General features: G+C 59.9%; 17 protein-coding genes. 6 read left to right on the top strand and 11 right to left on the bottom strand.

What is annotated here, in order from left to right; translation table 11 throughout:
- Positions 1–5: 5 nt before the first annotated feature.
- Positions 6–2,696 carry a DEAD/DEAH box helicase gene (locus GIW28_RS10980; RefSeq protein WP_236447061.1) on the top strand — a complete coding sequence of 897 codons (2,691 nt, stop codon included), beginning with the start codon at positions 6–8 and terminating at the stop codon, positions 2,694–2,696.
- Between the two features lie 100 nt (positions 2,697–2,796).
- Here GIW28_RS10980 and nagZ read toward each other — a convergent pair whose 3' ends face one another.
- Both nagZ and GIW28_RS10970 read right to left on the bottom strand, forming a co-directional pair.
- The gene (gene nagZ, locus GIW28_RS10975; RefSeq protein WP_099548676.1) at positions 2,797–3,807 is read right to left on the bottom strand and encodes a beta-N-acetylhexosaminidase; all 1,011 of its coding nucleotides are present in this window, start codon (positions 3,805–3,807) and stop codon (positions 2,797–2,799) included.
- A 134-nt stretch (positions 3,808–3,941) separates the two neighbouring features.
- On the bottom strand, positions 3,942–4,649 hold the full coding sequence (locus tag GIW28_RS10970) for a TetR/AcrR family transcriptional regulator (protein WP_017137424.1): 708 nt from the start codon (positions 4,647–4,649) through the stop codon (positions 3,942–3,944).
- Positions 4,650–4,912: 263 nt separating this feature from the next.
- Here GIW28_RS10970 and lexA point away from each other — a divergent pair, with 263 nt between their 5' ends.
- Both lexA and sulA read left to right on the top strand, forming a co-directional pair.
- Positions 4,913–5,521, top strand: coding sequence for a transcriptional repressor LexA (gene lexA / locus GIW28_RS10965; RefSeq protein WP_017137423.1), 609 nt, complete (start codon positions 4,913–4,915; stop codon positions 5,519–5,521).
- 10 nt (positions 5,522–5,531) lie between these two features.
- A complete protein-coding gene (gene sulA, locus GIW28_RS10960; protein WP_170038815.1) occupies positions 5,532–6,005 on the top strand; it encodes an SOS-induced cell division inhibitor SulA in 474 nt (157 codons plus the stop codon).
- A 251-nt stretch (positions 6,006–6,256) separates the two neighbouring features.
- On the opposite strand, the gene GIW28_RS10955 is transcribed toward sulA, so the two are convergent.
- The 7 genes from GIW28_RS10955 to GIW28_RS10925 form a co-directional block, all read right to left on the bottom strand.
- Positions 6,257–6,490: a hypothetical protein gene (locus GIW28_RS10955; RefSeq protein ID WP_010212068.1), complete on the bottom strand. Its 234-nt coding sequence runs from the start codon at positions 6,488–6,490 to the stop codon at positions 6,257–6,259.
- A 227-nt stretch (positions 6,491–6,717) separates the two neighbouring features.
- The gene (locus GIW28_RS10950; protein ID WP_026013729.1) at positions 6,718–7,239 is read right to left on the bottom strand and encodes a DUF6586 family protein; all 522 of its coding nucleotides are present in this window, start codon (positions 7,237–7,239) and stop codon (positions 6,718–6,720) included.
- Between the two features lie 127 nt (positions 7,240–7,366).
- Positions 7,367–9,988, bottom strand: coding sequence for a type I DNA topoisomerase (gene topA, locus GIW28_RS10945; protein WP_236459070.1), 2,622 nt, complete (start codon positions 9,986–9,988; stop codon positions 7,367–7,369).
- Positions 9,989–10,102: 114 nt separating this feature from the next.
- Positions 10,103–10,339, bottom strand: coding sequence for a DUF1653 domain-containing protein (locus tag GIW28_RS10940; RefSeq protein ID WP_017137419.1), 237 nt, complete (start codon positions 10,337–10,339; stop codon positions 10,103–10,105).
- 97 nt (positions 10,340–10,436) lie between these two features.
- Positions 10,437–11,612, bottom strand: a complete 1,176-nt coding sequence (gene fadA / locus GIW28_RS10935; protein WP_017137418.1) for an acetyl-CoA C-acyltransferase FadA — start codon at positions 11,610–11,612, stop codon at positions 10,437–10,439.
- A 29-nt stretch (positions 11,613–11,641) separates the two neighbouring features.
- Positions 11,642–13,789, bottom strand: a complete 2,148-nt coding sequence (gene fadB / locus GIW28_RS10930; protein WP_236459071.1) for a fatty acid oxidation complex subunit alpha FadB — start codon at positions 13,787–13,789, stop codon at positions 11,642–11,644.
- A 499-nt stretch (positions 13,790–14,288) separates the two neighbouring features.
- A complete protein-coding gene (locus GIW28_RS10925) occupies positions 14,289–14,726 on the bottom strand; it encodes a hypothetical protein (protein WP_236447497.1) in 438 nt (145 codons plus the stop codon).
- A 105-nt stretch (positions 14,727–14,831) separates the two neighbouring features.
- Here GIW28_RS10925 and GIW28_RS10920 point away from each other — a divergent pair, with 105 nt between their 5' ends.
- The gene (locus GIW28_RS10920) at positions 14,832–15,284 is read left to right on the top strand and encodes a universal stress protein (protein ID WP_056857288.1); all 453 of its coding nucleotides are present in this window, start codon (positions 14,832–14,834) and stop codon (positions 15,282–15,284) included.
- Positions 15,285–15,465: 181 nt separating this feature from the next.
- Here GIW28_RS10920 and GIW28_RS10915 read toward each other — a convergent pair whose 3' ends face one another.
- On the bottom strand, positions 15,466–17,388 hold the full coding sequence (locus GIW28_RS10915) for an ATP-binding cassette domain-containing protein (RefSeq protein WP_017137414.1): 1,923 nt from the start codon (positions 17,386–17,388) through the stop codon (positions 15,466–15,468).
- 213 nt (positions 17,389–17,601) lie between these two features.
- Here GIW28_RS10915 and GIW28_RS10910 point away from each other — a divergent pair, with 213 nt between their 5' ends.
- On the top strand, positions 17,602–19,530 hold the full coding sequence (locus tag GIW28_RS10910; RefSeq protein WP_017137413.1) for a transglycosylase SLT domain-containing protein: 1,929 nt from the start codon (positions 17,602–17,604) through the stop codon (positions 19,528–19,530).
- A gap of 229 nt (positions 19,531–19,759) precedes the next feature.
- Here the strand turns inward: GIW28_RS10910 and GIW28_RS10905 are convergent, their stop codons facing one another.
- Positions 19,760–21,547, bottom strand: a complete 1,788-nt coding sequence (locus GIW28_RS10905) for an ABC transporter transmembrane domain-containing protein (protein WP_169985558.1) — start codon at positions 21,545–21,547, stop codon at positions 19,760–19,762.
- 235 nt (positions 21,548–21,782) lie between these two features.
- Here GIW28_RS10905 and GIW28_RS10900 point away from each other — a divergent pair, with 235 nt between their 5' ends.
- Positions 21,783–21,956 carry a PA1571 family protein gene (locus tag GIW28_RS10900; protein WP_017137411.1) on the top strand — a complete coding sequence of 58 codons (174 nt, stop codon included), beginning with the start codon at positions 21,783–21,785 and terminating at the stop codon, positions 21,954–21,956.
- The last annotated feature ends 127 nt before the right edge of the window (positions 21,957–22,083 follow it).

Genomic DNA, 22,083 nt, shown 5'->3' with positions numbered 1-22,083 from the left:
GCGCCATGCCCCTGACGTCGTCGTTGACCAAACCCCTGGCCCCTTCGTGGGCCAATCGCTTTAAAGAGCAAAGCCTTGAGCGCGGGCGGCGTTACGCCCTGGAAAACCGTGTGCGCATCGTCGAGTCCGGCGACAGCACCATCATCGCCAGCTGCGAAGGCTCGGGCGGCAATGTTTACCGACAAACCATCTCGCTGCGCGAATCGGCCAAGGGCACGCTGATCCTGGTGGACAGCCGCTGCACCTGCCCGGTACACACCAACTGCAAACACATCGCGGCCGTGCTGCTCAAGGTCCAGGAAACCCTGGCCTACCCGGCCGCTGCGCAAGATGCCGAGCTGTTGGAAAAACTCCAGGCCGTGCTGGATAACCGCGTGGTGCTGCCACAGGTGGTGATGGAAGATGTGCGGCCAGTGCCGCGCCTGTGGCTGGCCAGCGTGGAGTTCAGCGCGTTTGAACCGCGTAATGGCAAGATGCAGCGCTATATCCAGCACCGTGCGGCGCTGTCGTTCAATTACCTGGGCAACTATGTCAGCGGGCAAAAAAACGCCGACATCATCGTGCGCCAGGAAACCCAGAGCCTGCGCATCAAGCGCCATCCGGAACTGGAGCAACCCTATCGCGAACAACTGCGCCTGCTGGGCTTCAAGATCGCTACACGCCAGAGCAAGGCCTTGCCGGAGAGTGCCGGTGAATTGTTCGAAATGGTCAATGACAGCGCCTGGTTGAACTTCACCCTCAACGCCTCGCCGACCTTGCGCGCCGAGGGTTGGGAGTTGCAGATCGATGAGGATTTCGGTTTCGACTTGAGCACCGTCGATGACTGGTACGCCACCGTCGACGAAGGCCCGGAACGCGACTGGTTCGACCTGGAGCTGGGGATTATCGTCAATGGCGAGCGCCTGAGCCTGTTGCCGATTTTGCTCAACTTGATGCGTTCGCATACCGAAATCCTCAACCCGGAAAAACTTGCCCGGCGCCGTGACGACGAGCTGATCCTGGTGAATATTCCCGGCCTGCCCAACGGCCACGGCCCGCTGCAAGTGGCTTTGCCGTACGGCAGGCTCAAGCCGGTGCTGGCAACCCTTGGCGAGTTTTACCTACAGGAAACCGGCACCACCAGCTTGCGTCTGGCCAAAGCCGACGCCATTCGCCTGAACCCGCTGGAAGACCTGCCGCTGCAATGGGAAGGCGGTGAGAAGATCCGCAATTTCGCCCAGCGCCTGCGCGACATCAAGGACTTCACCTGCGTGGCGCCCGAGGGCTTGAACGCGACCTTGCGCCCGTATCAGCTGGAAGGCTTGAGCTGGATGCAGTCGCTGCGTCAGCTCGATGTCGGCGGGATCCTTGCCGATGACATGGGCCTGGGCAAAACCCTGCAGGCCCTGGCGCATATTCTCAGCGAAAAGGCCGCCGGACGCCTCGACCGACCGTGCATGGTGGTGATGCCCACCAGCCTGATTCCCAACTGGCTGGATGAGGCGGCGCACTTCACACCGCAACTGCGGGTGCAGGCGCTATACGGCGCTGGCCGTAAGAAACATTTCCCCCATTTGCAGGACTATGACCTGCTGCTGACCACCTACGCGCTGCTGCCCAAGGACATCGACACGCTCGCCGCCCTGCCCTTGCATGTGCTGATCCTCGATGAAGCCCAATACATCAAGAACCCCAACAGCAAGGCTGCCCAGGCCGCGCGCGAGCTCACTGCTCGCCAGCGCCTGTGCCTGAGCGGCACGCCGCTGGAAAACCACTTGGGCGAGCTGTGGTCGCTGTTCCACTTTCTGCTGCCGGGCTGGCTGGGTGACGTAAAAAGCTTCAACCGCGATTACCGCGTGCCCATCGAAAAGCGCGCCAGTGAGGTGCGCTTGCAACACCTCAACGGTCGGATAAAACCTTTCCTGCTGCGCCGCACCAAAGAGCAGGTGGCCACCGAGCTGCCGCCCAAGACCGAGATCATCCATTGGGTCGACCTCAATGAGGCCCAGCGCGACGTGTACGAAACCATGCGCCTGGCCATGGACAAGAAGGTGCGCGACGAAATCACCCGCAAGGGCGTGGCGCGCAGCCAGATCATCATTCTTGAAGCGCTGCTCAAGTTGCGCCAGGTGTGCTGCGACCTGCGCCTGGTCAACGACGCCACCCTGCCCGCCCGTGGCAGCAGCTCGGGCAAACTCGACAGCCTGCTGGAGATGCTCGAAGAGCTGTTTGCCGAAGGGCGCCGGATATTGTTGTTCTCGCAGTTCACCTCGATGCTGAGCCTGATCGAAGCCGAGCTGAAAAAACGCGGCGTGCCCTACGCATTACTCACCGGCCAGACCCGCGACCGGCGCACGCCAGTGAAGGATTTTCAGAGCGGCAAGCTGCAGATTTTTCTGATCAGCCTGAAGGCCGGCGGCGTGGGCTTGAACCTGACCGAGGCGGATACGGTGATCCACTATGACCCGTGGTGGAACCCGGCGACGGAAAACCAGGCGACCGACCGTGCGTATCGCATCGGGCAGGAGAAGCCAGTGTTCGTGTACAAGATGATTGCGCGAGGCACGGTGGAGGAGAAGATCCAACACCTGCAGAAGGAAAAGTCTGATCTGGCAGCAGGCGTGCTGGATGGGCGCACGACCGGGGATTGGCAGTTGGGTAATGAGGATATCGAGGCGTTGTTTGCGCCGTTGCCCAACAAGCAAGAGAAGCGCTGACGGTTAGATCGCTATCGCAGGCAAGCCAGCTCCCACCCTTGAATGTATTCACAAATCGAGAGTGGGAGCTGGCTTGCCTGCGATGGCAGCGACGCGGTGTTCAGTCGATCAACTGAGCATCGCGCAACGCGGTAAGCGCCACCAGCCAACGCGGATCCTGCTTGTACTCCGTAGAGGCAATCGCCTGCCCACGCATCCGCGCAATCCGCGCCGATGGCGTAACCTTCATGCGCTGCGCCGCAGTCAGTGCCAGCTCAGCAGCAGCACGGTCATTACACACCAACCCCATATCACAACCGGCCGTCAGCGCCGCCTCAATTCGACTGGCCGCATCACCGACCACATGAGCGCCAGCCATGGACAGGTCATCGCTGAAAATCACCCCGTCAAATTGCAACTCGCCACGCAAAATATCCTGCAACCAGCGACGCGAGAAACCGGCGGGTTGGGCGTCCACTTGCGGATAAATGACGTGGGCCGGCATCACCGCCGCCAATTGCTTGCTCAGGCGTGCGAAAGGCACCAGGTCATTTGCGCGAATCTGTTCCAGGCTGCGCTCGTCGTTTGGAATCGCGACGTGGGAATCCGCCTCGGCCCAGCCATGGCCCGGGAAGTGTTTACCGGTGGCCGCCATACCGGCGCTGTTCATGCCGCGAATGAATGCACCCGCGAGCACGGCAGCGCGCTCCGGATCGCCTTCGAAGGAACGGGTGCCGACAACGGCGCTGCGTTGGTAGTCGAGGTCAAGCACCGGGGCGAAGCTCAGGTCGAGGCCGACCGCCAGCACTTCAGTGGCCATGATCCAGCCGCACAGCTCGGCCAGGTATTCGGCGTTGGGTTTATCCGCCAGCAGGCGCATGGCCGGCAGACGCACAAAGCCCTGGCGCAGGCGCTGCACACGCCCGCCTTCCTGATCGACCGCCAGCAGCAGGTCTGGGCGCACCGCGCGAATGGCCGCACTCAATTCGCGCACTTGCCGCGGGTGCTCGATATTGCGCGCAAAAATGATCAACCCGCCCACTTCAGGCTGGCGCAACAACTGGCGATCCTCGGCCGTCAGCCAAGTACCGGCCACATCGACCATTAACGAACCTTGCAGGGCAGCAGTCATAAACTTTCCTTAAATAACGCACACAACCCGTTGCCCTCACCTGGCGCAATAAGCGCAGCGAGCACAACGGGTTGTGAGTAAATAGCTGAAATCGGCATGGCGGCTAGCTTAGCCGCCGCGCACACCTGGGGCAATCACGCCTTGGCGACGGCCGGCGTAGATTTGCTGCGCGCACGCAACTGGGCAGCGGCCATGACCGGATCGGTCACGCCGGTTTCGGCACGCATGCCGGCGGCAAGGAACGGCACCATCAGGCGCATCACTTGTTCGATGGACGTGTTGACGCCAAAATCGGTCTCGGCAATCGCACGCAACGCCTTGATCCCGGACATGCTGAACGCGGCAGCGCCGAGCATGAAGTGCACACGCCAGAACAGTTCGATCGGCGGAATACGCGGCGCAGCTTCGTTGACCAGCAGCATGTAGCGACGGAACACCTTGCCGTACATGTCTTCCAGGTAACGGCGCAAGTGGCCCTGGCTCTGGCTGAAGGCCAGCCCTAACAGGCGCATGAAGATCGACAGGTCATTGCCGCTGCGCGGTTGAACCACCAAGGCTTGCTCAACCAGGATTTCCAGCAGGTCTTCCAGGCTTGGCTTGTTTTCGGGCTTGGTCTGGCGACGCTCCAGCTCACGGTCGAGGCTGGCGCAGAACGGCCCCAGGAAGCGCGAGAACACCGCCTGGATCAGGGCTTTTTTCGAGCCGAAATGATAGTTCACAGCGGCGAGGTTAACCCCAGCCTTGCTGGTAATCAGCCGCAATGAAGTTTCAGCAAATCCTTTTTCCGCGAACAATTGCTCGGCAGCATCGAGAATGCGTTCAACGGTTTCCGACTGGGCCATGGCTACTCCGCCTGACAAACACTTGTTTGAAACATACGTTTCAGGGTGTGTCTTGTCAAGCCTGCGAGGCCGTTTTCCGGCCGGGCAGTCATCTATTTCATCGCTATTTAATCACATCCTTCGCGCCCTGTAGGCAGCGCTGTCTATGCCTTGCAGGAAGAGTGACAGACGACCGTCCAGCGGAGTGCCAAAAAAGGATGATTGCCAAGCGCAGTTCACTGTATATAATCCCAGTCACTGTATAAAAAGACAGAGCGATCAACATGCTAAAACTGACGCCACGCCAAGCTGAGATTCTGGCTTTTATCAAGCGCTGCCTCGACGACAACGGCTACCCGCCGACGCGAGCGGAAATTGCGCTGGAACTGGGGTTCAAGTCCCCCAACGCCGCCGAAGAACACCTCAAGGCCCTCGCCCGCAAAGGTGCGATCGAGATGACCCCAGGTGCTTCACGCGGTATTCGCATCCCTGGCTTTGAAGCCAAGGCCGACGAATCGACCCTGCCGATCATCGGTCGCGTCGCCGCCGGTGCGCCGATCCTGGCGCAGCAGCACGTCGAAGAGTCCTGCAACATCAACCCGACTTTCTTCCATCCGCGTGCCGACTACCTGTTGCGCGTACACGGCATGAGCATGAAGGACGTGGGCATTTTCGACGGTGACCTGCTGGCTGTCCACACCACTCGCGAAGCCCGTAATGGTCAGATCGTCGTCGCCCGTATCGGCGACGAAGTCACCGTCAAACGCTTCAAGCGCGAAGGCAGCAAGGTCTGGCTTATGGCCGAGAACCCTGAGTTCGCCCCGATTGAAGTGAACCTGAAAGATCAGGACCTGGTGATCGAAGGCTTGAGCGTCGGCGTTATTCGCCGCTAAAGGAGGCACCATGCAACTCGTGCACACCCCACAACACACACAACTGTCGCTGTTCGAGGCCTTTATGGCCCAACCCCTTGCGCCCATTCTCAAGGAAGCGGTCGAGGCCCCTTGGGGCTCCGAACCTGAGGCGTTCAGTGAACTGTCGTTGCGCGGTGCTGCCGGGAGCTGCCTGAGCCTGCTGGCGCCGATCCTTCGAGAATTGAGCGAGGAGCAGGACGCACGCTGGCTGACGCTGATTGCCCCACCCGCCAGCCTGACCCAGGCCTGGCTGCGGGACGCCGGGCTCAACCGTGAGCGCATCCTGCTGCTGCAACCGCGCGGTGCGCAAAGTGCTCAGCAACTGACGTGCGAAGCCTTGCGCCTGGGGCGCAGCCACACGGTGGTGAGCTGGTTGAACCCGCTGAATGCAACAGCCAAGCAGCAGCTGATCAGCGCCGCGCGCACGGGCGATGCGCAGAGTTTGAATATTCGATTGGGGTAATGGGATCTGCTGCAGGCCAGCCGTATGGATGGGCTTGTTATGGCAGGCGAGCCTGTTGTGGCAGGTGAGCTTGTTGTGGCGAGCGAGCTTGCTCGCGCTGGGCTGCGCAGCAGCCCCAAAACCAGGCACCGTGGAATACCTGATACAGCGCATTAAATCTATTCAGGGCCGCTTCGCAGCCCAGCGGGAGCAAGCTCCCTCGCCACAGAAGCCCGGTCGTCAGAACACTTCCGAGAGCGCGTCATTGCTACTCAGTGAAGCACCCGCGGCCCATCTTCCTTCTCCGGCTCGCCTTCGGCCAGGCGACCAGCCATCTGCACACCAACGCTCAACATGGCTTTTGCCACTTCTACATGTTGGCCCTGCAGGAACACTTTTGCATCTTCGGAAAAATCCAAAATAACCAGAGAACCCTCGTCCTCGGCCCTGCGCAGCTCGATTCGGCCGTCAGGCAACTCTACAATTTCCAGAAAGGACGTTGGCATATAAGTCTGTTCTCCACGAAAGGCCGGGATTATATCAGTCATCCACCCAGCCTCGCTGAGGATCTGAACAGGTTTCTTAACGGCTTGATGAATGGTGCTCTTCGGCAAGACTGCTCTCAATGTGGGAGCTGGCTTGCCTGCGATCACGGTGCATCAGCAAATGGCCGGCAAGCTGACCCAGCCTATCGCAGGCAAGCCAGCTCCCACCTTTGTTCAGCGCAAACCTCTTAACACTCGTTCAAGCCTTCACGAAACCGCAACGCCATCTTCTTCAGCTCCTGGCGCCAGCTTTCCAGCTCTTCGCGGCTCAAGGGCTTGGGCTCATCCTCTCCCAGCGCAACGGCCACGATCAGCGGCTGTGTCACATCACCCTTGGGCACATGGGGAACACGCGGCGGCTGGAACATATCCGCATGCGCTTTGAGCAATCGAGCAACCCAACTGTCGGGGCTCTGCGCCATTTCCACCAGTTCGGCCAGTTCAGGAATCGCCATGCTGTCCAGCACTTCGCGGTTCATGAGCATTTCTGCGCGTGGTGCGCCCGCCTGGGGCAAGCGGTAGAACCCGGCAATTTCATGGCACAGGCCCAGCAAAGCGCCATAGAGGTGGAACAACGCCGCCTCACGCCCGGCCTGGACCAGCGCGATGGCATTCATCTCCTTCCCTTCCTCGGCGCGGCCAAGGGCTTCCAGGGACAAACCCGCGAAGTAAATTTTCTGATTGGTACGGGTATAGAGTTCGTTGGCCATAACGGCAATCTCCACAACGAAATAAGCGTGATGCTGGCTGAACAGTGTCACGGATCAGCCAAGTTTCCTGCAAGCGTAAAAAAAGGCCGCCTTTTCAGGCGGCCTTTGTAGCTGGCAGATCAGCCGATCAAGCGCCCTGGCGCTTGTCCTCGACCTTCCACTTACCACCGTCGTAGAAAGCTTTCCAGCCGGTAGGCTTGCCGTCCACTTCGGTCTGCACGTACTGCTCCTTGGTTTTGCGGCTGTAGCGGATCACGGACGGGCGACCGTCGGGATCCTTCTTCGGCGCTTCACACAGGAAGTGGTACTTCGGATCGATCTCGTCCTTGTGCGGCACGATTTCCATCACCAACGGAGCACGGGTCTCGCGGTTTTTCGGAAACTGACTGGCCGCCAGGAACAGGCCCGAAGCGCCGTCACGCAGGATGTAGGTGTCGTTGACCTTCTCGCACTTGAGTTCAGGCATCTTCACCGGGTCCATCTTCGGCGGCGCCGCGTCACCGCTTTTGAGCAGTTTGCGCGTGTTCTTGCAAGTCGGGTTGGTGCAGCCGAAGAACTTGCCGAAACGACCGGTCTTGAGCTGCATCTCGCTGCCGCACTTGTCGCATTCCAGGCTCGGACCTTCGTAGCCTTTGATGCGGTAGGTGCCCTCTTCGATCTCGTAGCCATTGCAATCCGGGTTGTTACCGCAGATGTGCAACTTATGCTTCTCGTCGAGCAGGTAGGCGTCCATCGCCGTGCTGCAGATCGGGCAACGGTGCTTGCCGCGCAGTACCAGCGACTCGGATTCACCCTCGTCGTCGGCGGCAATCTCATCGCCTGGCACCAGGTTAACGGTGGCCTTGCAGCGCTCTTTCGGCGGCAGGCTGTAGCCCGAGCAACCGAGGAACACACCGGTGGATGCGGTACGAATCTGCATCGGGCGGCCGCACGTCAGGCACGGGATGTCGGTCATCACCGGTTGGTTGGCGCGCATGCCGCTTTCAGGGCTTTCGGCTACTTCGAGTTTCTTTTTGAAGTCGCCGTAGAACTCATCCAGCACGTTTTTCCAGTCGCGTTCGCCCTGCGCCACGTCATCGAGGTTCTCTTCCATGCCGGCGGTGAAGCCGTAATCCATGAGGTTGGAGAAGCTCTCGGACAGGCGTTCGGTGACGATGTCGCCCATCTTTTCCGAGTAGAAACGACGGTTGTGCAGCGCTACGTAGCCACGGTCCTGGATGGTCGAGATGATTGCCGCATAGGTCGAAGGACGACCAATACCGCGTTTTTCCATCTCTTTTACCAGGCTGGCTTCAGAGTAACGCGCCGGCGGCTTGGTGAAGTGCTGGGACGGGTCGAGCTTGATCAGCTTCAACGTGTCGCCCTGGGCCATGTCCGGCAGCACGTCGTCATCGCCTGGCTTGGCGATTTGCGGCATCACGCGGGTATAGCCGTCGAACTTGAGGATACGGCCCTTGGCACGCAGCTCGAAGTCGCCTGCGCCCACGCTGACGGTGGTGGACAGGTATTGCGCCGGCAGCATCTGGCAGGCCAGGAACTGGCGCCAGATCAGCTCGTAGAGGCGCTCAGCATCACGCTCCATGCCGCTCAGCTTGCTTGGCTCGGTGTTGGCGTCGGAAGGACGAATCGCTTCGTGAGCCTCTTGTGCGCCTTCCTTGCTGCTGTAGACGTTCGGCTTTTCCGGCAGGTACTTATTGCCGAACTCGCTTTCAATATAAGTGCGCGCCATCGCCACCGCGTCTTGCGACAGGTTGGTGGAGTCGGTACGCATATAAGTGATGTAGCCGGCTTCGTACAAGCGCTGGGCCATCATCATGGTCTTCTTCACGCCAAAGCCCAGGCGGTTGCTCGCGGCTTGTTGCAAGGTGGACGTGATGAACGGCGCCGACGGCTTGCTGCTGGTTGGCTTGTCTTCGCGCTTGACGATGCTATAGCTGGAAGCCTTGAGCTTCTCCAGCGCGGCCATGGCCTGGGCTTCGTTCAGCGGCTTGAAGGCCTCGCCTTTCTCACGGGCCACTTCAAAGCGCACGTTGGCGCCCTTGGCAGTACCCAGGTCAGCGTGGACTTCCCAGTATTCTTCGGGGTTGAACGCACGAATCTCGCGCTCACGCTCCACCACCAGCTTGACCGCTACCGATTGCACACGGCCGGCGGACAGGCCACGGGCGATTTTCGCCCACAGCAGTGGCGAAACCATGTAACCCACCACGCGGTCGAGGAAACGACGCGCCTGCTGGGCGTTAACACGGTCGATATCCAGCTCACCCGGCTTGGAGAAGGCTTCCTGAATGGCTTTCTTGGTGATTTCGTTGAACACCACACGCTTGTAGCGGCTGTCATCACCGCCGATGGCTTCGCGCAGGTGCCAGGCAATGGCTTCCCCTTCGCGGTCCAAGTCCGTCGCGAGATAGATGGTGTCGGCATCTTTGGCGAGCCGGCGCAGCTCTTCGATGACCTTTTCCTTGCCTGGAAGGATTTCGTACTTGGCCTTCCAGCCATGATCCGGGTCCACACCCATGCGTGAGACCAGCTGCTTGCGCGCTTTCTCTTTAGGGCTGAGCACCGGACCTTCGCCCGCAGCGGCCTTGCCGCGCTTGGCGGCAGGCTCCTTGCTGGCGCTAGCCGAACCGCTGGTGGGCAGGTCTCGGATATGGCCGATACTCGACTTCACCACGTACTCGTTGCCCAAGTACTTGTTGATGGTCTTGGCCTTAGCCGGGGATTCCACAATGACCAGCGATTTGCCCATGGATCGGAAAATTCCTGAATTCGAGAAGTGAAAGGCAGTTGGCGCCTGTCGCGGCAACGCTATATATAGTGGCAACAAGGTGAGGTCAAGCGCAGCATTCTGCGCGGCCTGCCGTTATTGCCCTGAAAAAAGACTGGGTTCGACCTGCACCAAAGCAAAGCGCGGGACCTGCTCGCCGTCAACTTCGACGGTCTCCAGGAACATGCTCAATGGGCGCACCCAAAAGCCGTAATCGCCATACAGTGCTTGGTAAAACACCACTTCTTCTTCGGTCTCGGAGTGCCGCGCCACATTAAAAACGCGGTACTGCGGGCCCTTATAATGTTGGTAGAGCCCTGGTTCGACTTTCATGCTTTGGCCCTCGTGCAATATTTGTTGAAAAAAAATATTAAAAATTCCAAAAAACAAAAACCGGGGCACTGGGCCCCGGCTTCCGTCAGCGAAACGTTTAGATACGTTCGAAGACGGTGGAAATGCCTTGGCCGAGACCAATGCACATGGTTGCAACCCCAAGGTTGCCGCCATTTTGCTTCATCACGTTAAGCAAAGTGCCGGAGATACGTGCACCGGAGCAACCGAATGGGTGGCCCAAGGCAATCGCGCCGCCGTGCAGGTTAACCTTCTCGTTCATCTTGTCGAGTACTTTCAAATCTTTCAGCACTGGCAGGGCCTGTGCGGCGAAAGCTTCGTTGAGCTCGAAGAAGTCGATATCGGAGATGGTCAGGCCCGCGCGCTTCAAGGCTTTTTGTGTGGCCGGTACTGGACCATAGCCCATGATTGCCGGGTCCACACCTGCCACTGCCATCGAACGGATCACCGCCATCGGCTGAATGCCCAGGTCCTGGGCACGTTGCGCCGACATCACGATCATGCACGAAGCACCGTCGGTGATTTGCGACGACGTACCGGCTGTCACGGTGCCGCCCTTTGGATTGAAGGCGGGTTTCAAGGCCGCCAGGCTTTCCAGAGTGGTATCCGGACGAATGGTTTCGTCGTAGTCGAACAGTTTGAGGAAACCGTTCTCGTCGTAACCGTTCATCGGGATGATTTCATCCTTGAACTTGCCTTCCACGGTCGCCTTGTGGGCCAACTGGTGGGAGCGCACGCCGAATGCGTCCTGGGCTTCGCGGGTAATGCCGTGCATTTTGCCGAGCATTTCTGCGGTGAGGCCCATCATGCCCGAGGCTTTTGCCGCGTACAGCGACATGTGCGGGTTAGGGTCGACGCCGTGCATCATGCTGACGTGGCCCATGTGCTCCACGCCGCCGACCACGAACACATCGCCGTTGCCGGTCATGATCGCTTGCGCAGCAGTGTGCAGCGCGCTCATCGACGAACCACACAGGCGGCTGACGGTCTGGCCAGCTGCGGTGTGCGGGATCTGGGTCATCAACGACGCCATGCGCGCGATGTTCCAGCCCTGCTCCAGGGTCTGGTTGACGCAGCCCCAGATCACGTCTTCGACTTCGTTAGGGTCGACCTTGACGTTACGCTCCAGCAATTTGCTGATCAGGTGCGCCGACATGTCTTCGGCGCGGGTGTTGCGGTGCATGCCGCCCTTGGAGCGGCCCATTGGCGTGCGACCGAAGTCGACAATCACCACGTCTCTTGGATTCAAGCTCATAAATATTCTCGCTCTAGTCGTCTGGGCGCTTAACCGAAGAAGCTCTGGCCGTTTTTGGCCATTTCACGCAGCTTCGCGGTCGGGTGGTACAGCGGGCCCAAATCAGCGTATTTGTCAGCCAGGGCAACGAACTCAGCCACACCGATCGAGTCGATGTAACGCAGCGCACCACCACGGAATGGAGGGAAACCAATACCGTACACCAGGCCCATATCGGCTTCGGCGGCGGTTTCAACGATGCCGTCTTCCAGGCAACGCACGGTTTCCAGGCACAGGGCGATCATCATCCAGTTGATGATGTCCTCATCGGACACCTCACGCTGCTCGTAGATGACCGGAGCCAGCACTTCGTGAACCGACGGGTCGGCCACTTTCTTCTGCTTGCCCTTCTTGTCAGCCTCGTAGGCGTAGAAGCCTTTGCCGTTTTTCTGGCCCAGGCGCTTGGCCTCGTAGAGCGCGTCGATCGCCGAGCGGCGGTCGTCTTTCATGCGGTCCGGGAAGCCTTCAGCCATCACGTCACGACCGTGGTGGCCCGTGTCGATACCGACCACGTCCATCAGGTACGCCGGGCCCATTGGCCAGCCGAATTTTTCCATAACCTTGTCGATGCGTACGAAGTCGACACCGGCGCTGACCAGCTTGGCGAAACCGCCGAAGTACGGGAACAACACGCGGTTGACCAGGAAGCCCGGGCAGTCATTGACCACGATCGGGTTCTTGCCCATTTTCTTGGCGTAGGCAACGGTGGTGGCAACCGCCAACTCGCTGGACTTCTCGCCACGGATCACTTCCACCAGCGGCATCATGTGTACCGGGTTGAAGAAGTGCATGCCGACGAAGTTTTCCGGACGCTTGAGGGCTTTGGCCAGCAGCGAGATGGAAATGGTCGAAGTGTTCGAGGCCAGGATAGTGTCGTCTTTAACCTGGGCTTCCACTTCAGCCAGTACGGCTTGCTTGACCTTCGGGTTTTCGACTACGGCTTCGACCACCAGGTCGACGTGACCGAAATCGCCGTAGGACAGCGTAGGACGAATGCCGTTAAGCACTTCAGCCATCTTCGCGGCGGTCATGCGACCTTTATCAACGCGGCCCACCAGCAGCTTGGCGGCTTCTGCCAGGCCTTGCTCGATGCCGTGCTCGTTGATGTCTTTCATCAGGATCGGCGTGCCTTTGGACGCCGACTGATAGGCGATACCGCCGCCCATGATACCGGCGCCCAGTACGGCAGCCTGTTTCACGTCGCGGGCGATTTCGTCGTAGGCCTTGGCCTTTTTCTTCAGTTCCTGATCGTTCAGGAACAGGCCGATCAAGCTTTGTGCTGCCGAGGTTTTCGCCAGTTTGACGAAACCTGCCGCTTCCACTTCCAGGGCTTTGTCGCGACCGAAGTTCGCAGTTTTCTGGATGGTCTTGATCGCTTCAACCGGCGCCGGGTAGTTCGGGCCGGCCTGGCCGGCCACAAAACCTTTGGCGGTTTCGAACGACATCATTTGTTCGATGGCGTTGAGCTTGAGTTTTTCCAGCTTCGGCTGACGCTTGGCCTTGTAGTCAAATTCGCCGCTGATGGCGCCTTTGATCAGGTTCAGGGCGGCTTCAGCCAGTTTGTCCGGGGCAACCACGGCATCGACTGCACCGACTTTCAGCGCGTCTTCGGCACGGTTTTCTTTACCGGCGGCGATCCACTCGATCGCGTTGTCAGCGCCGATCAGGCGCGGCAGACGCACAGTGCCGCCGAAACCTGGGTAGATGCCCAGTTTGACTTCAGGCAGGCCGATTTTGGCGGTGGCCGACATGACGCGGAAGTCTGCAGCCAGGCACATTTCCAGGCCGCCGCCCAACGCGATGCCATTGATGGCAGCCACGGTTGGCACGTTGAGGTCTTCGAAATCGCTGAAAATCTTGTTGGCTTCGAGGTTGCCGGCCACAAGCTCTGCATCGGGCAGCTTGAAGTTGTCGACGAATTCGGTGATGTCAGCGCCGACGATAAACACGTCCTTGCCGCTGGAGACGATCACGCCCTTGACCGAAGCATCTGCTTTGATGGTGTCTACGGCCTGACGCAGTTCGTTCAGGGTTAGACGGTTGAACTTGTTGACGGACTCACCCTTGAGGTCGAATTTCAGTTCGACGATGCCACTTTCAAGAGCCTTAACCGTGATGGCTTTACCTTCGTAAATCATCAACTGATCTCCACGATATGGAAGCTGAACAGTACACACTGGACGCTGGCCTATTGGTTGGACATTGATAGTTGCCTCAATGCTCATGCCAATCCGCCAGGCACACCCGCCAATGCGCTAGTCGGGGTTCTGTATGAGTCGTCTGACAGACAAACGCTCAATTCATACGCCCGTTTGATTTGGGTACGTCACCTTCATCCAATTCAGGGCAATTGTCAATCGCTCGAAAGGCCAGGAAAAACGCGACTTTCCAGTCAGTTCAGAACTCCACGCCCACGCCTGCGCCCTGTCAATATTCAAATATTCACAGAATCAATAATAAAAAAGATGTGGGAAAAGGCTGTACAGAATCGGATATGCCGCTAGGCTTGCGACAACCGCAAAGCGCCCCGTGATGAACACCCGGCGCGAGGAACACAGAATTACCGGCCTGCCTGGCCAACTCCAGCCCGATGATGATGTCGGGCTTTTTAATGCCTGTCTTTTAACGCTAATGGCGTCATGCCAGGGCCTTGAGCAGCGTATCGATGTCCTTCAGCACACTGGCCTCACCCTTCTCGCCCCAATACAGGGCGATCATTTGCTTGTCGGCCTCGACCTTGTAGACGTTGGCCGGCAACGTCGCAAAATGCGGCAACAACTTTTCATCCTCACACACTTCACGCCATTGATTGACCCATACGCCTGGCGACATTTGCCAATAACTCCACAGGGCCGGCGTGCTGCCGCGCCGTGGCCTGCAGTACTGCGCGCAGGGGCTCGGCGGCTGTTGCGCAAGCCAGTGCGGCCACTCCTGTGGCGCCAATTGCATGGCCAAACCGATGCGGCGCGCCTCCATGCGCAGGGCCATGCGCCCGCTCTGATGGCGCGACGGGCGCAGCCAGGCCAGGGGGCTAAGAACCACCAGAAGGATTGACACCACTATCCAGACCGTCATATGTGTACTCCCGAATTTCTAGATGCGCGGATTTGAGCTGACGCAACCCCATCCGCTTGAAACCAGCCATACTGAACTTATTGCAGTCTCCTGGAGGAACGCGCCATGCCCAACGAACATTCCTACAAACATATCCTGGTCGCGGTCGATCTGACCGAAGAGTGCGACCCGGTTATCAAGCGCGCTCAGGCTTCAGCAATCGCCAACGGCGCCAAGCTGTCACTCGTGCATATCGTCGAGCCCATGGCCATGGCCTTTGGTGGCGACGTACCCATGGACCTTTCCCAGTTGCAGCAACAGCAGTTTGACCAGGCCAAAGAGCGCCTGGACCGTTTGATTCTCAAGTACCCGCACTTGAAAAAGGAAGACTGCCACCTCACCTACGGCCAACCGCGCCAGGAAATCCATCACCTGGCCAAAGAGCAGAACTGCGACCTGATCGTGGTCGGCAGCCATGGTCGTCATGGCCTGGCGTTGTTGCTGGGTTCTACCGCCAATGACGTGCTGCACGGCGCGCCGTGTGATGTGCTGGCGGTCAAGCTGGTCAAAAGCTCGTAAGGCCGATGAAGATCTAATGTGGGAGCTGGCTTGCCTGCGATGCAGGCACCTCGGTGCTTCAGGCAGACCGAGGTGAGGCTATCGCAGGCAAGCCAGCTCCCACATTTCGAATCGCATTTCATATAAAAAGCCCGGCGATCATACCGATGAGCGCCGGGCTTTTTTATGGCGTGCGAATCACTCAGGCATCCAGCTCAGCCCAACGCTCCATCAGCACTTCCAGCTCTTGGTTCAACGTTTCCAGGGAAGCAATCACCTTGGCGGTTTCCGCCGCCGGGCGCAGGTAGAAACCCGCGTCAGCCATGTCTGCTTCTACCGCAGCGATCTGCTGTTCCTTGGCGTCGATATCACCCGGCAAGGCTTCCAGCTCGCGTTGCAGCTTGTAGCTGAGCTTCTTCTTGGCCGCCGGTGCAGCTTCCGCAACCGGTGCAGCAGCAGCGGCCACAGGCGCCACGACTGCCGAGGTCAGGTCGGCCTTGCCGGACTTGCTCTCGGTCACGCCCAGCAGGCGCGGCGAGCCGCCCTGACGGATCCAGTCCTGGTAACCACCGACGTATTCACGCACCTTGCCTTCACCTTCGAAGACCAGGGTGCTGGTCACCACGTTGTCGAGGAATGCCCGGTCGTGGCTGACCATCAGCACGGTGCCGTTGAAGGTCAGCAAAACCTCTTCCAGCAGCTCGAGGGTTTCCACGTCGAGGTCGTTGGTCGGTTCGTCGAGTACCAGCAGGTTGGACGGCTTGCTGAACAGCTTGGCCAGCAGCAGGCGCGCACGCTCACCACCGGACAGGGCTTTGACTGGCGTACGCGCACGCTGCGGGCTGAACAGGAAGTCGCCCAGGTAGCTCAGCACGTGGCGGCTCTGACCGTCGATGTCGATAAAGTCGCGGCCTTCGGCAACGTTGTCGATCACGGTCTTTTCCAGGTCCAACTGATGGCGCAACTGGTCGAAGTAGGCCACGTCGATGCGCGTGCCTTCTTCTACGGTGCCGCTGGTCGGTTGCAGGCCATTGAGCATCAGCTTGAGCAAGGTGGTCTTGCCGGTGCCGTTGGCGCCCAGCAGGCCGATACGGTCGCCGCGCTGCAGGACCATCGAGAAGTCCTTGATCAGGAACGGGCCATCCGGGTGGTGGAAGCTGACATTCTCCAGCACCATCACCTGCTTGCCCGACTTGTCGGCGGTGTCCAGCTGGATATTGGCCTTGCCGGTGCGCTCGCGGCGCTCACTGCGCTCAACACGCAGGGCTTTGAGGGCGCGTACACGGCCTTCGTTACGGGTGCGACGGGCCTTGATGCCCTGGCGGATCCAGACTTCTTCCTGGGCCAGCTTCTTGTCGAACAGCGCGTTGGCGGTTTCTTCAGCGGCCAGCGAGGCTTCTTTGTGTACCAGGAAGCTGGCGTAGTCGCCGTTCCAGTCGATCAGGCCGCCACGGTCCAGTTCGAGGATGCGCGTGGCCAGGTTTTGCAGGAAGGAGCGGTCGTGCGTGATGAACAGCACGGCGCCCTGGAAATCCTTGAGGGCTTCTTCGAGCCAGGCGATAGCGCCGATGTCCAGGTGGTTGGTTGGTTCGTCGAGCAGCAGCAGGTCGGGCTCGGACACCAGCGCCTGGGCCAGCAACACGCGACGGCGCCAGCCACCGGACAACTCGGCGAGGGTCTTGTCGGCGGGCAGTTGCAGGCGGCTCAGGGTGCTGTCGACCAGCTGCTGCAAACGCCAGCCGTCACGGGCTTCGAGGTCTTGCTGGACGTGCATGAGCTTGTCCAGGTCGGCTTCGGTGACGCAGTTCTGCGCCAGGTGATGGTACTGCGCGAGCAACTCGCCAACGCCGTCGAGGCCTTCGGCAACCACGTCGAACACTGTCCGTCCGTCGGCCACCGGCAATTCCTGCGGCAATTCGCCGATCTTGAGGCCCGGCGCGCGCCATACAGAGCCGTCATCGGGCTTCTGGTCGCCTTTTACCAGCTTCATCATGCTGGACTTGCCGGTGCCGTTGCGGCCGATGATGCACACCCGCTCACCACGGGCGATCTGCCAGGACACCTTGTCCAACAACGGCATAGCGCCGAAAGCAAGGGACACATCGCTGAATTTGAGCAGGGTCATACGCTTCTCCAAAAACTGGGCGCGCATTCTACCTGACTTGAGGGTGGGATGCGGCCGGCATTTTTGCCACAGACACGTTCTGTAGGACATTTACGGTGAACTGCTGCCAGCCGGCCGGCAAAGCTTTCGCCAGCCGCTGGCAAAAGGCTAAGCTAGGGGCAATCAGTGTCGGCGACGTCGGCACTAGTCGTGATTTCTCTGCACGGACGTCTCATGCGCAGTCGCCTTTTCAACTTTTTATCTTGTCTGCTTCTTTCCGCCACCGCCGTTCAATCCGCCCAGGCCGTGGACCTCACCACCCAACGTCAGTATTACGATGAAGCCAAACGCGCCCTCGCCAAAGGCGACAGCGGCCCGTATATGCAATACAGCCAGGCCCTGGCCGACTACCCGCTCACGCCGTACCTGGCCTACGACGAGCTGACCGCGCGCCTCAAAACCGCGAGCAACGAAGAAATCGAACAGTTCCTCGCCAAAAACGGCGACCTGCCCCAGGCCAACTGGATGAAACTGCGTTGGTTGCGCTGGCTGGCCGACCGTGGTGACTGGCAAACCTTCGAAAAGTACTACGACGCCAAGCTCAATTTCGTCGAACTGGACTGCCTGCATGGCCAGTACCAACTGACGCACAACCTCAAAGCCGAAGGCTACAAGACCACCGAAAAACTCTGGATGACCGGCAAATCCCAGCCGGCCGCCTGTGACGCCACCTTTGGCCAGTGGGCCGCCGATGGCCAACTCACCGAACAGAAAATCTGGGACCGCGCCAAGCTCGCCGCCGAAGCCCGCAACTACGCGTTGGCCAACAGCCTGGTGAAAACCCTGCCAACCCTCGGCGCCCAAGGCCGCTTGATGATCGACGTGGCGCAAAAGCCCGACATGCTCAGCGACCCGTCGCGCTTCCTGCCGGCCAACGAGGCCATGTCTGACGCTGTGGGCCTGGGCCTGCGCCGCCTGGCACGCCAGGACCCGGACAAGGCCATGGCCCTGCTCGACGGCTATGCCAGCAGCATGCACTTCTCCCGTGACGAAAAAGTGTCGATCGCCCGCGAAATCGGCCTGACCCTCGCGCGCCGCTACGACCCACGCGCCCTGGACGTGATGACCAAGTACGACCCCGAACTGCGTGACAACACCGTCTCCGAATGGCGCCTGCGCCTGCTGTTGCGCCTGGCTCGCTGGGAAGATGCCTACCAGTTGACCCGCAAACTCCCGCAAGACCTGGCCACCACCAACCGCTGGCGCTACTGGCAGGCGCGTAGCCTGGAACTGGCCGAGCCGAAGAACCCGCAGCCGCTGGTGCTGTACAAGAACCTTGCGCAGGAACGTGATTTCTACGGGTTCCTCGCGGCTGATCGCTCCAAAGCGCCCTACCAGTTGAAAAACAAACCCTTGGTGATGAGCCAGGCGCTGATCAACAAAGTGCGCAACACCCCCGGTGTGCGCCGCGCGATGGAGTTCTATGCACGCGGCCAGATTGTTGATGGCCGCCGCGAGTGGTACCACGTCAGCCGTCACTTCAACCGCGATGAAATGGTCGCCCAGGCCAAGCTGGCCTACGACATGAAGTGGTACTTCCCGGCGATCCGCACCATCAGCCAGGCGCAGTACTGGGATGATCTGGATATTCGTTTCCCGATGGCACACCGCGACACGCTGGTACGCGAAGCCAAGGTGCGTGGCCTGCATTCAAGCTGGGTGTTCGCCATCACCCGCCAGGAAAGTGCCTTCATGGACGACGCGCGCTCCGGCGTCGGCGCCAGTGGCCTGATGCAACTGATGCCCGGCACTGCCAAAGAAACCGCACGTAAATTCAGCATCCCACTGGCCTCCCCGGCCCAGGTGCTGGACCCGGACAAAAACATCCAGCTCGGCGCCGCCTACCTGAGCCAGGTACACAGCCAATTCAACGGCAACCGCGTACTCGCCTCTGCCGCCTACAACGCCGGCCCTGGCCGTGTGCGCCAGTGGCTGCGCGGTGCCGACCACCTGAGTTTCGATGTGTGGGTGGAAAGCATCCCGTTCGACGAAACCCGCCAGTATGTGCAGAACGTGCTGTCTTATTCGGTGATCTACGGGCAGAAACTCAATTCACCGCAGCCGCTGGTGGATTGGCATGAGCGGTATTTTGATGATCAGTAAGACTGACTGAAGTCCGATCAGCAGGCTTGCTGTGGCCAACAGGTTTCATTTGGGCACCAGGCTTTATGTGGCAAGTAGGCTTGTTGTGGCGAGCAGGCTTGCCCTGCGCTGGAGTGCGAAGCGCTCCCCATTCAGCCCCGCCGCGGTGTAACTGATAGACCGAGTCGGCAGGTTTTGGGGCTGCTACGCAGCCCAACGCGGGGCAAGCCCGCTCGCCACATAGATCGAGCTAGCCTTCGTTTTTCACAACCTCACCGCCATCACTGAACTGCAACGCCGCTAACCGTGCATACAACGGATTACTCGCAATCAACTGTTGATGCGTACCCACTGCCACCAGCTTGCCCTGGTCCATCACCGCAATCCGGTCGGCGTTCTTCACCGTGGCCAACCGATGTGCAATCACCAGCGTGGTGCGGCCCTGCATCAGTTGCGGCAAGGCTTGCTGAATCAGGTGCTCACTCTGCGCATCCAGGGCGCTGGTGGCTTCGTCCAGCAGTAGGATCGGCGCATCCACCAGCAGCGCGCGGGCGATGGCCAGGCGTTGGCGTTGGCCGCCGGACAGGCCCATACCGCCGTCGCCCAGATGGGTCTGGTAGCCGTCGGGCATTTGCAGGATGAAGTCATGGGCGTGGGCGATGCGTGCCGCGGCTTCGACCTGTTCGCGGGTGGCGGACGGGTTGCCATAACGGATGTTTTCTTCAACGCTGCCGAAGAACAGCGCCGGGCTCTGGGAAACCAGCGCGAAATGACGGCGCAGGTCCATTGGCTCGAGTTCGGTCAGCGGGTGGCCCTCAAGCAGGATGCGGCCTTGCTGCGGATCGTAAAAGCGCAGCAGCAAATCAAAGATCGTCGATTTACCCGCGCCGGATGGGCCGACCAACGCCAGGGTTTCACCGGGGTTGATGCTCAGGCTCAAACCGTCGATGGCGTAGCTGTCCGGCCGCGACGGGTAGGAAAAACGCAAGTCTTGCAGTTCCATACGACCGCTGACCCGCTCCGGCAACTGCACGCTGCCTTCGGCGGGTGCCTGGATGTCATTGCTCGACTGCAACAGTTCGCCAATCCGCTCAGCGGCACCGGCGGCACGTTGCAGCTCACCGAGCACTTCGCTCAGAGTGCCAACCGCACTGCCGACGATCAGGCTGTAAAACACGAACGCCGCCAGTTCACCGCCGGAAATCCGCCCACTGATCACATCCATACCGCCCACCCACAGCATCACCCCCACGGCGCCGAGCACCAGCATGATCACCAGTGTAATCAGCCAGGCGCGCTGCGCGATGCGTTTACGCGCCGTGGCAAACGCCTCTTCCACGGTGATGGCAAAGCGCTGTTCGTCCTGCACCTGGTGGTTATAGGCCTGCACGGTCTTGATCTGGCCAAGCGTCTCCGACACGTAACTGCCCACATCGGCAATACGGTCCTGGCTCAGCCGCGACAGGCTGCGCACGCGGCGACCGAAGATCAGGATCGGCGCAAGCACCAGCGGCAGCGCCACCACCACGATGCTGGTGAGCTTGGGGTTGGTGACAAACAACAGCACGATGCCGCCGATCACCATCAAGGCGTTGCGCAGGAACAGCGACAGCGACGAGCCGATCACCGATTGCAGCAACGTGGTGTCGGTGGTCAGCCGCGACTGGATTTCCGAACTGCGGTTGTTCTCGTAAAAGCCTGGGTGCAGGTAGATCAGATGATTGAAGACTTGCCGACGAATGTCCGCCACCACCCGTTCGCCGATCCACGACACCAGGTAAAACCGCGCAAACGTACCCACGGCCAGGCCCAGCACCAGCACCATGAACAGGCCAATGGACTGGTTGAGCAGGTGCGGCGACTGGGTCATGAACCCCTGGTCCACCAGCAGGCGAATGCCCTGCCCCATGGACAAGGTGATGCCCGCAGTGACGATGAGTGCCAACAAAGCACCCAGTGCCTGCCAGCGGTACGGCGCGATAAAGCGGCTGGCCAGGCGAATGGCACGGCGTTGACGGACTGAGAACATGGCGGGCATACCGATGAGGAACCTGTACACCAACATTGGGGGAACTTAGCTAAATAACAATGCGTCAGGTTAATTATGCCCGCCGATGTTGATGCCTAGAGGCTATCGGTCTAACGCCTGGGTGGAAATTTGTATCGGTTTCTGCTGGACTGGGCGTTCGAAGCGGTGATCGTGTAAGCAGTTGTAATAGCGCGGTCACGCGCAGGTATTAGATTAGGCACACAACCTGATGAGGAGACAGGCCATGACCTTGCAAAACAGCAGTGACGCCAAAATTGAAGTGATTCGCCAGCCGCAGCACCTGCCTTGCTCGTATATCGACGCCAAGGGCCGCGAAGTGCAGATTACCGAAGAAATGATCCAGCAAGCGTGCAGCGACCTGGAACAGCGACTGGTCAAACCTGCCAAGCAAGGCTGACGCGCCCACGCTCTTTCAGACCCGGCCTTGATGGCCGGGTTTTTTATGCCTGTTTTTTGTGGTCCGCCTTTTGTGGCGAGGGAGCTTGCTCCCGCTGGGCCGGGCTGGCGCTCCAGTGCGCAGCGCC

The sequence above is a fragment of the Pseudomonas sp. PA-5-4B genome, assembly GCF_021606215.1.
Lineage (GTDB): Bacteria > Pseudomonadota > Gammaproteobacteria > Pseudomonadales > Pseudomonadaceae > Aquipseudomonas > Aquipseudomonas edaphica.
Note: the sequence above shows the minus strand (reverse complement) of the source record. Positions and strands in the feature narration are given on the sequence as shown.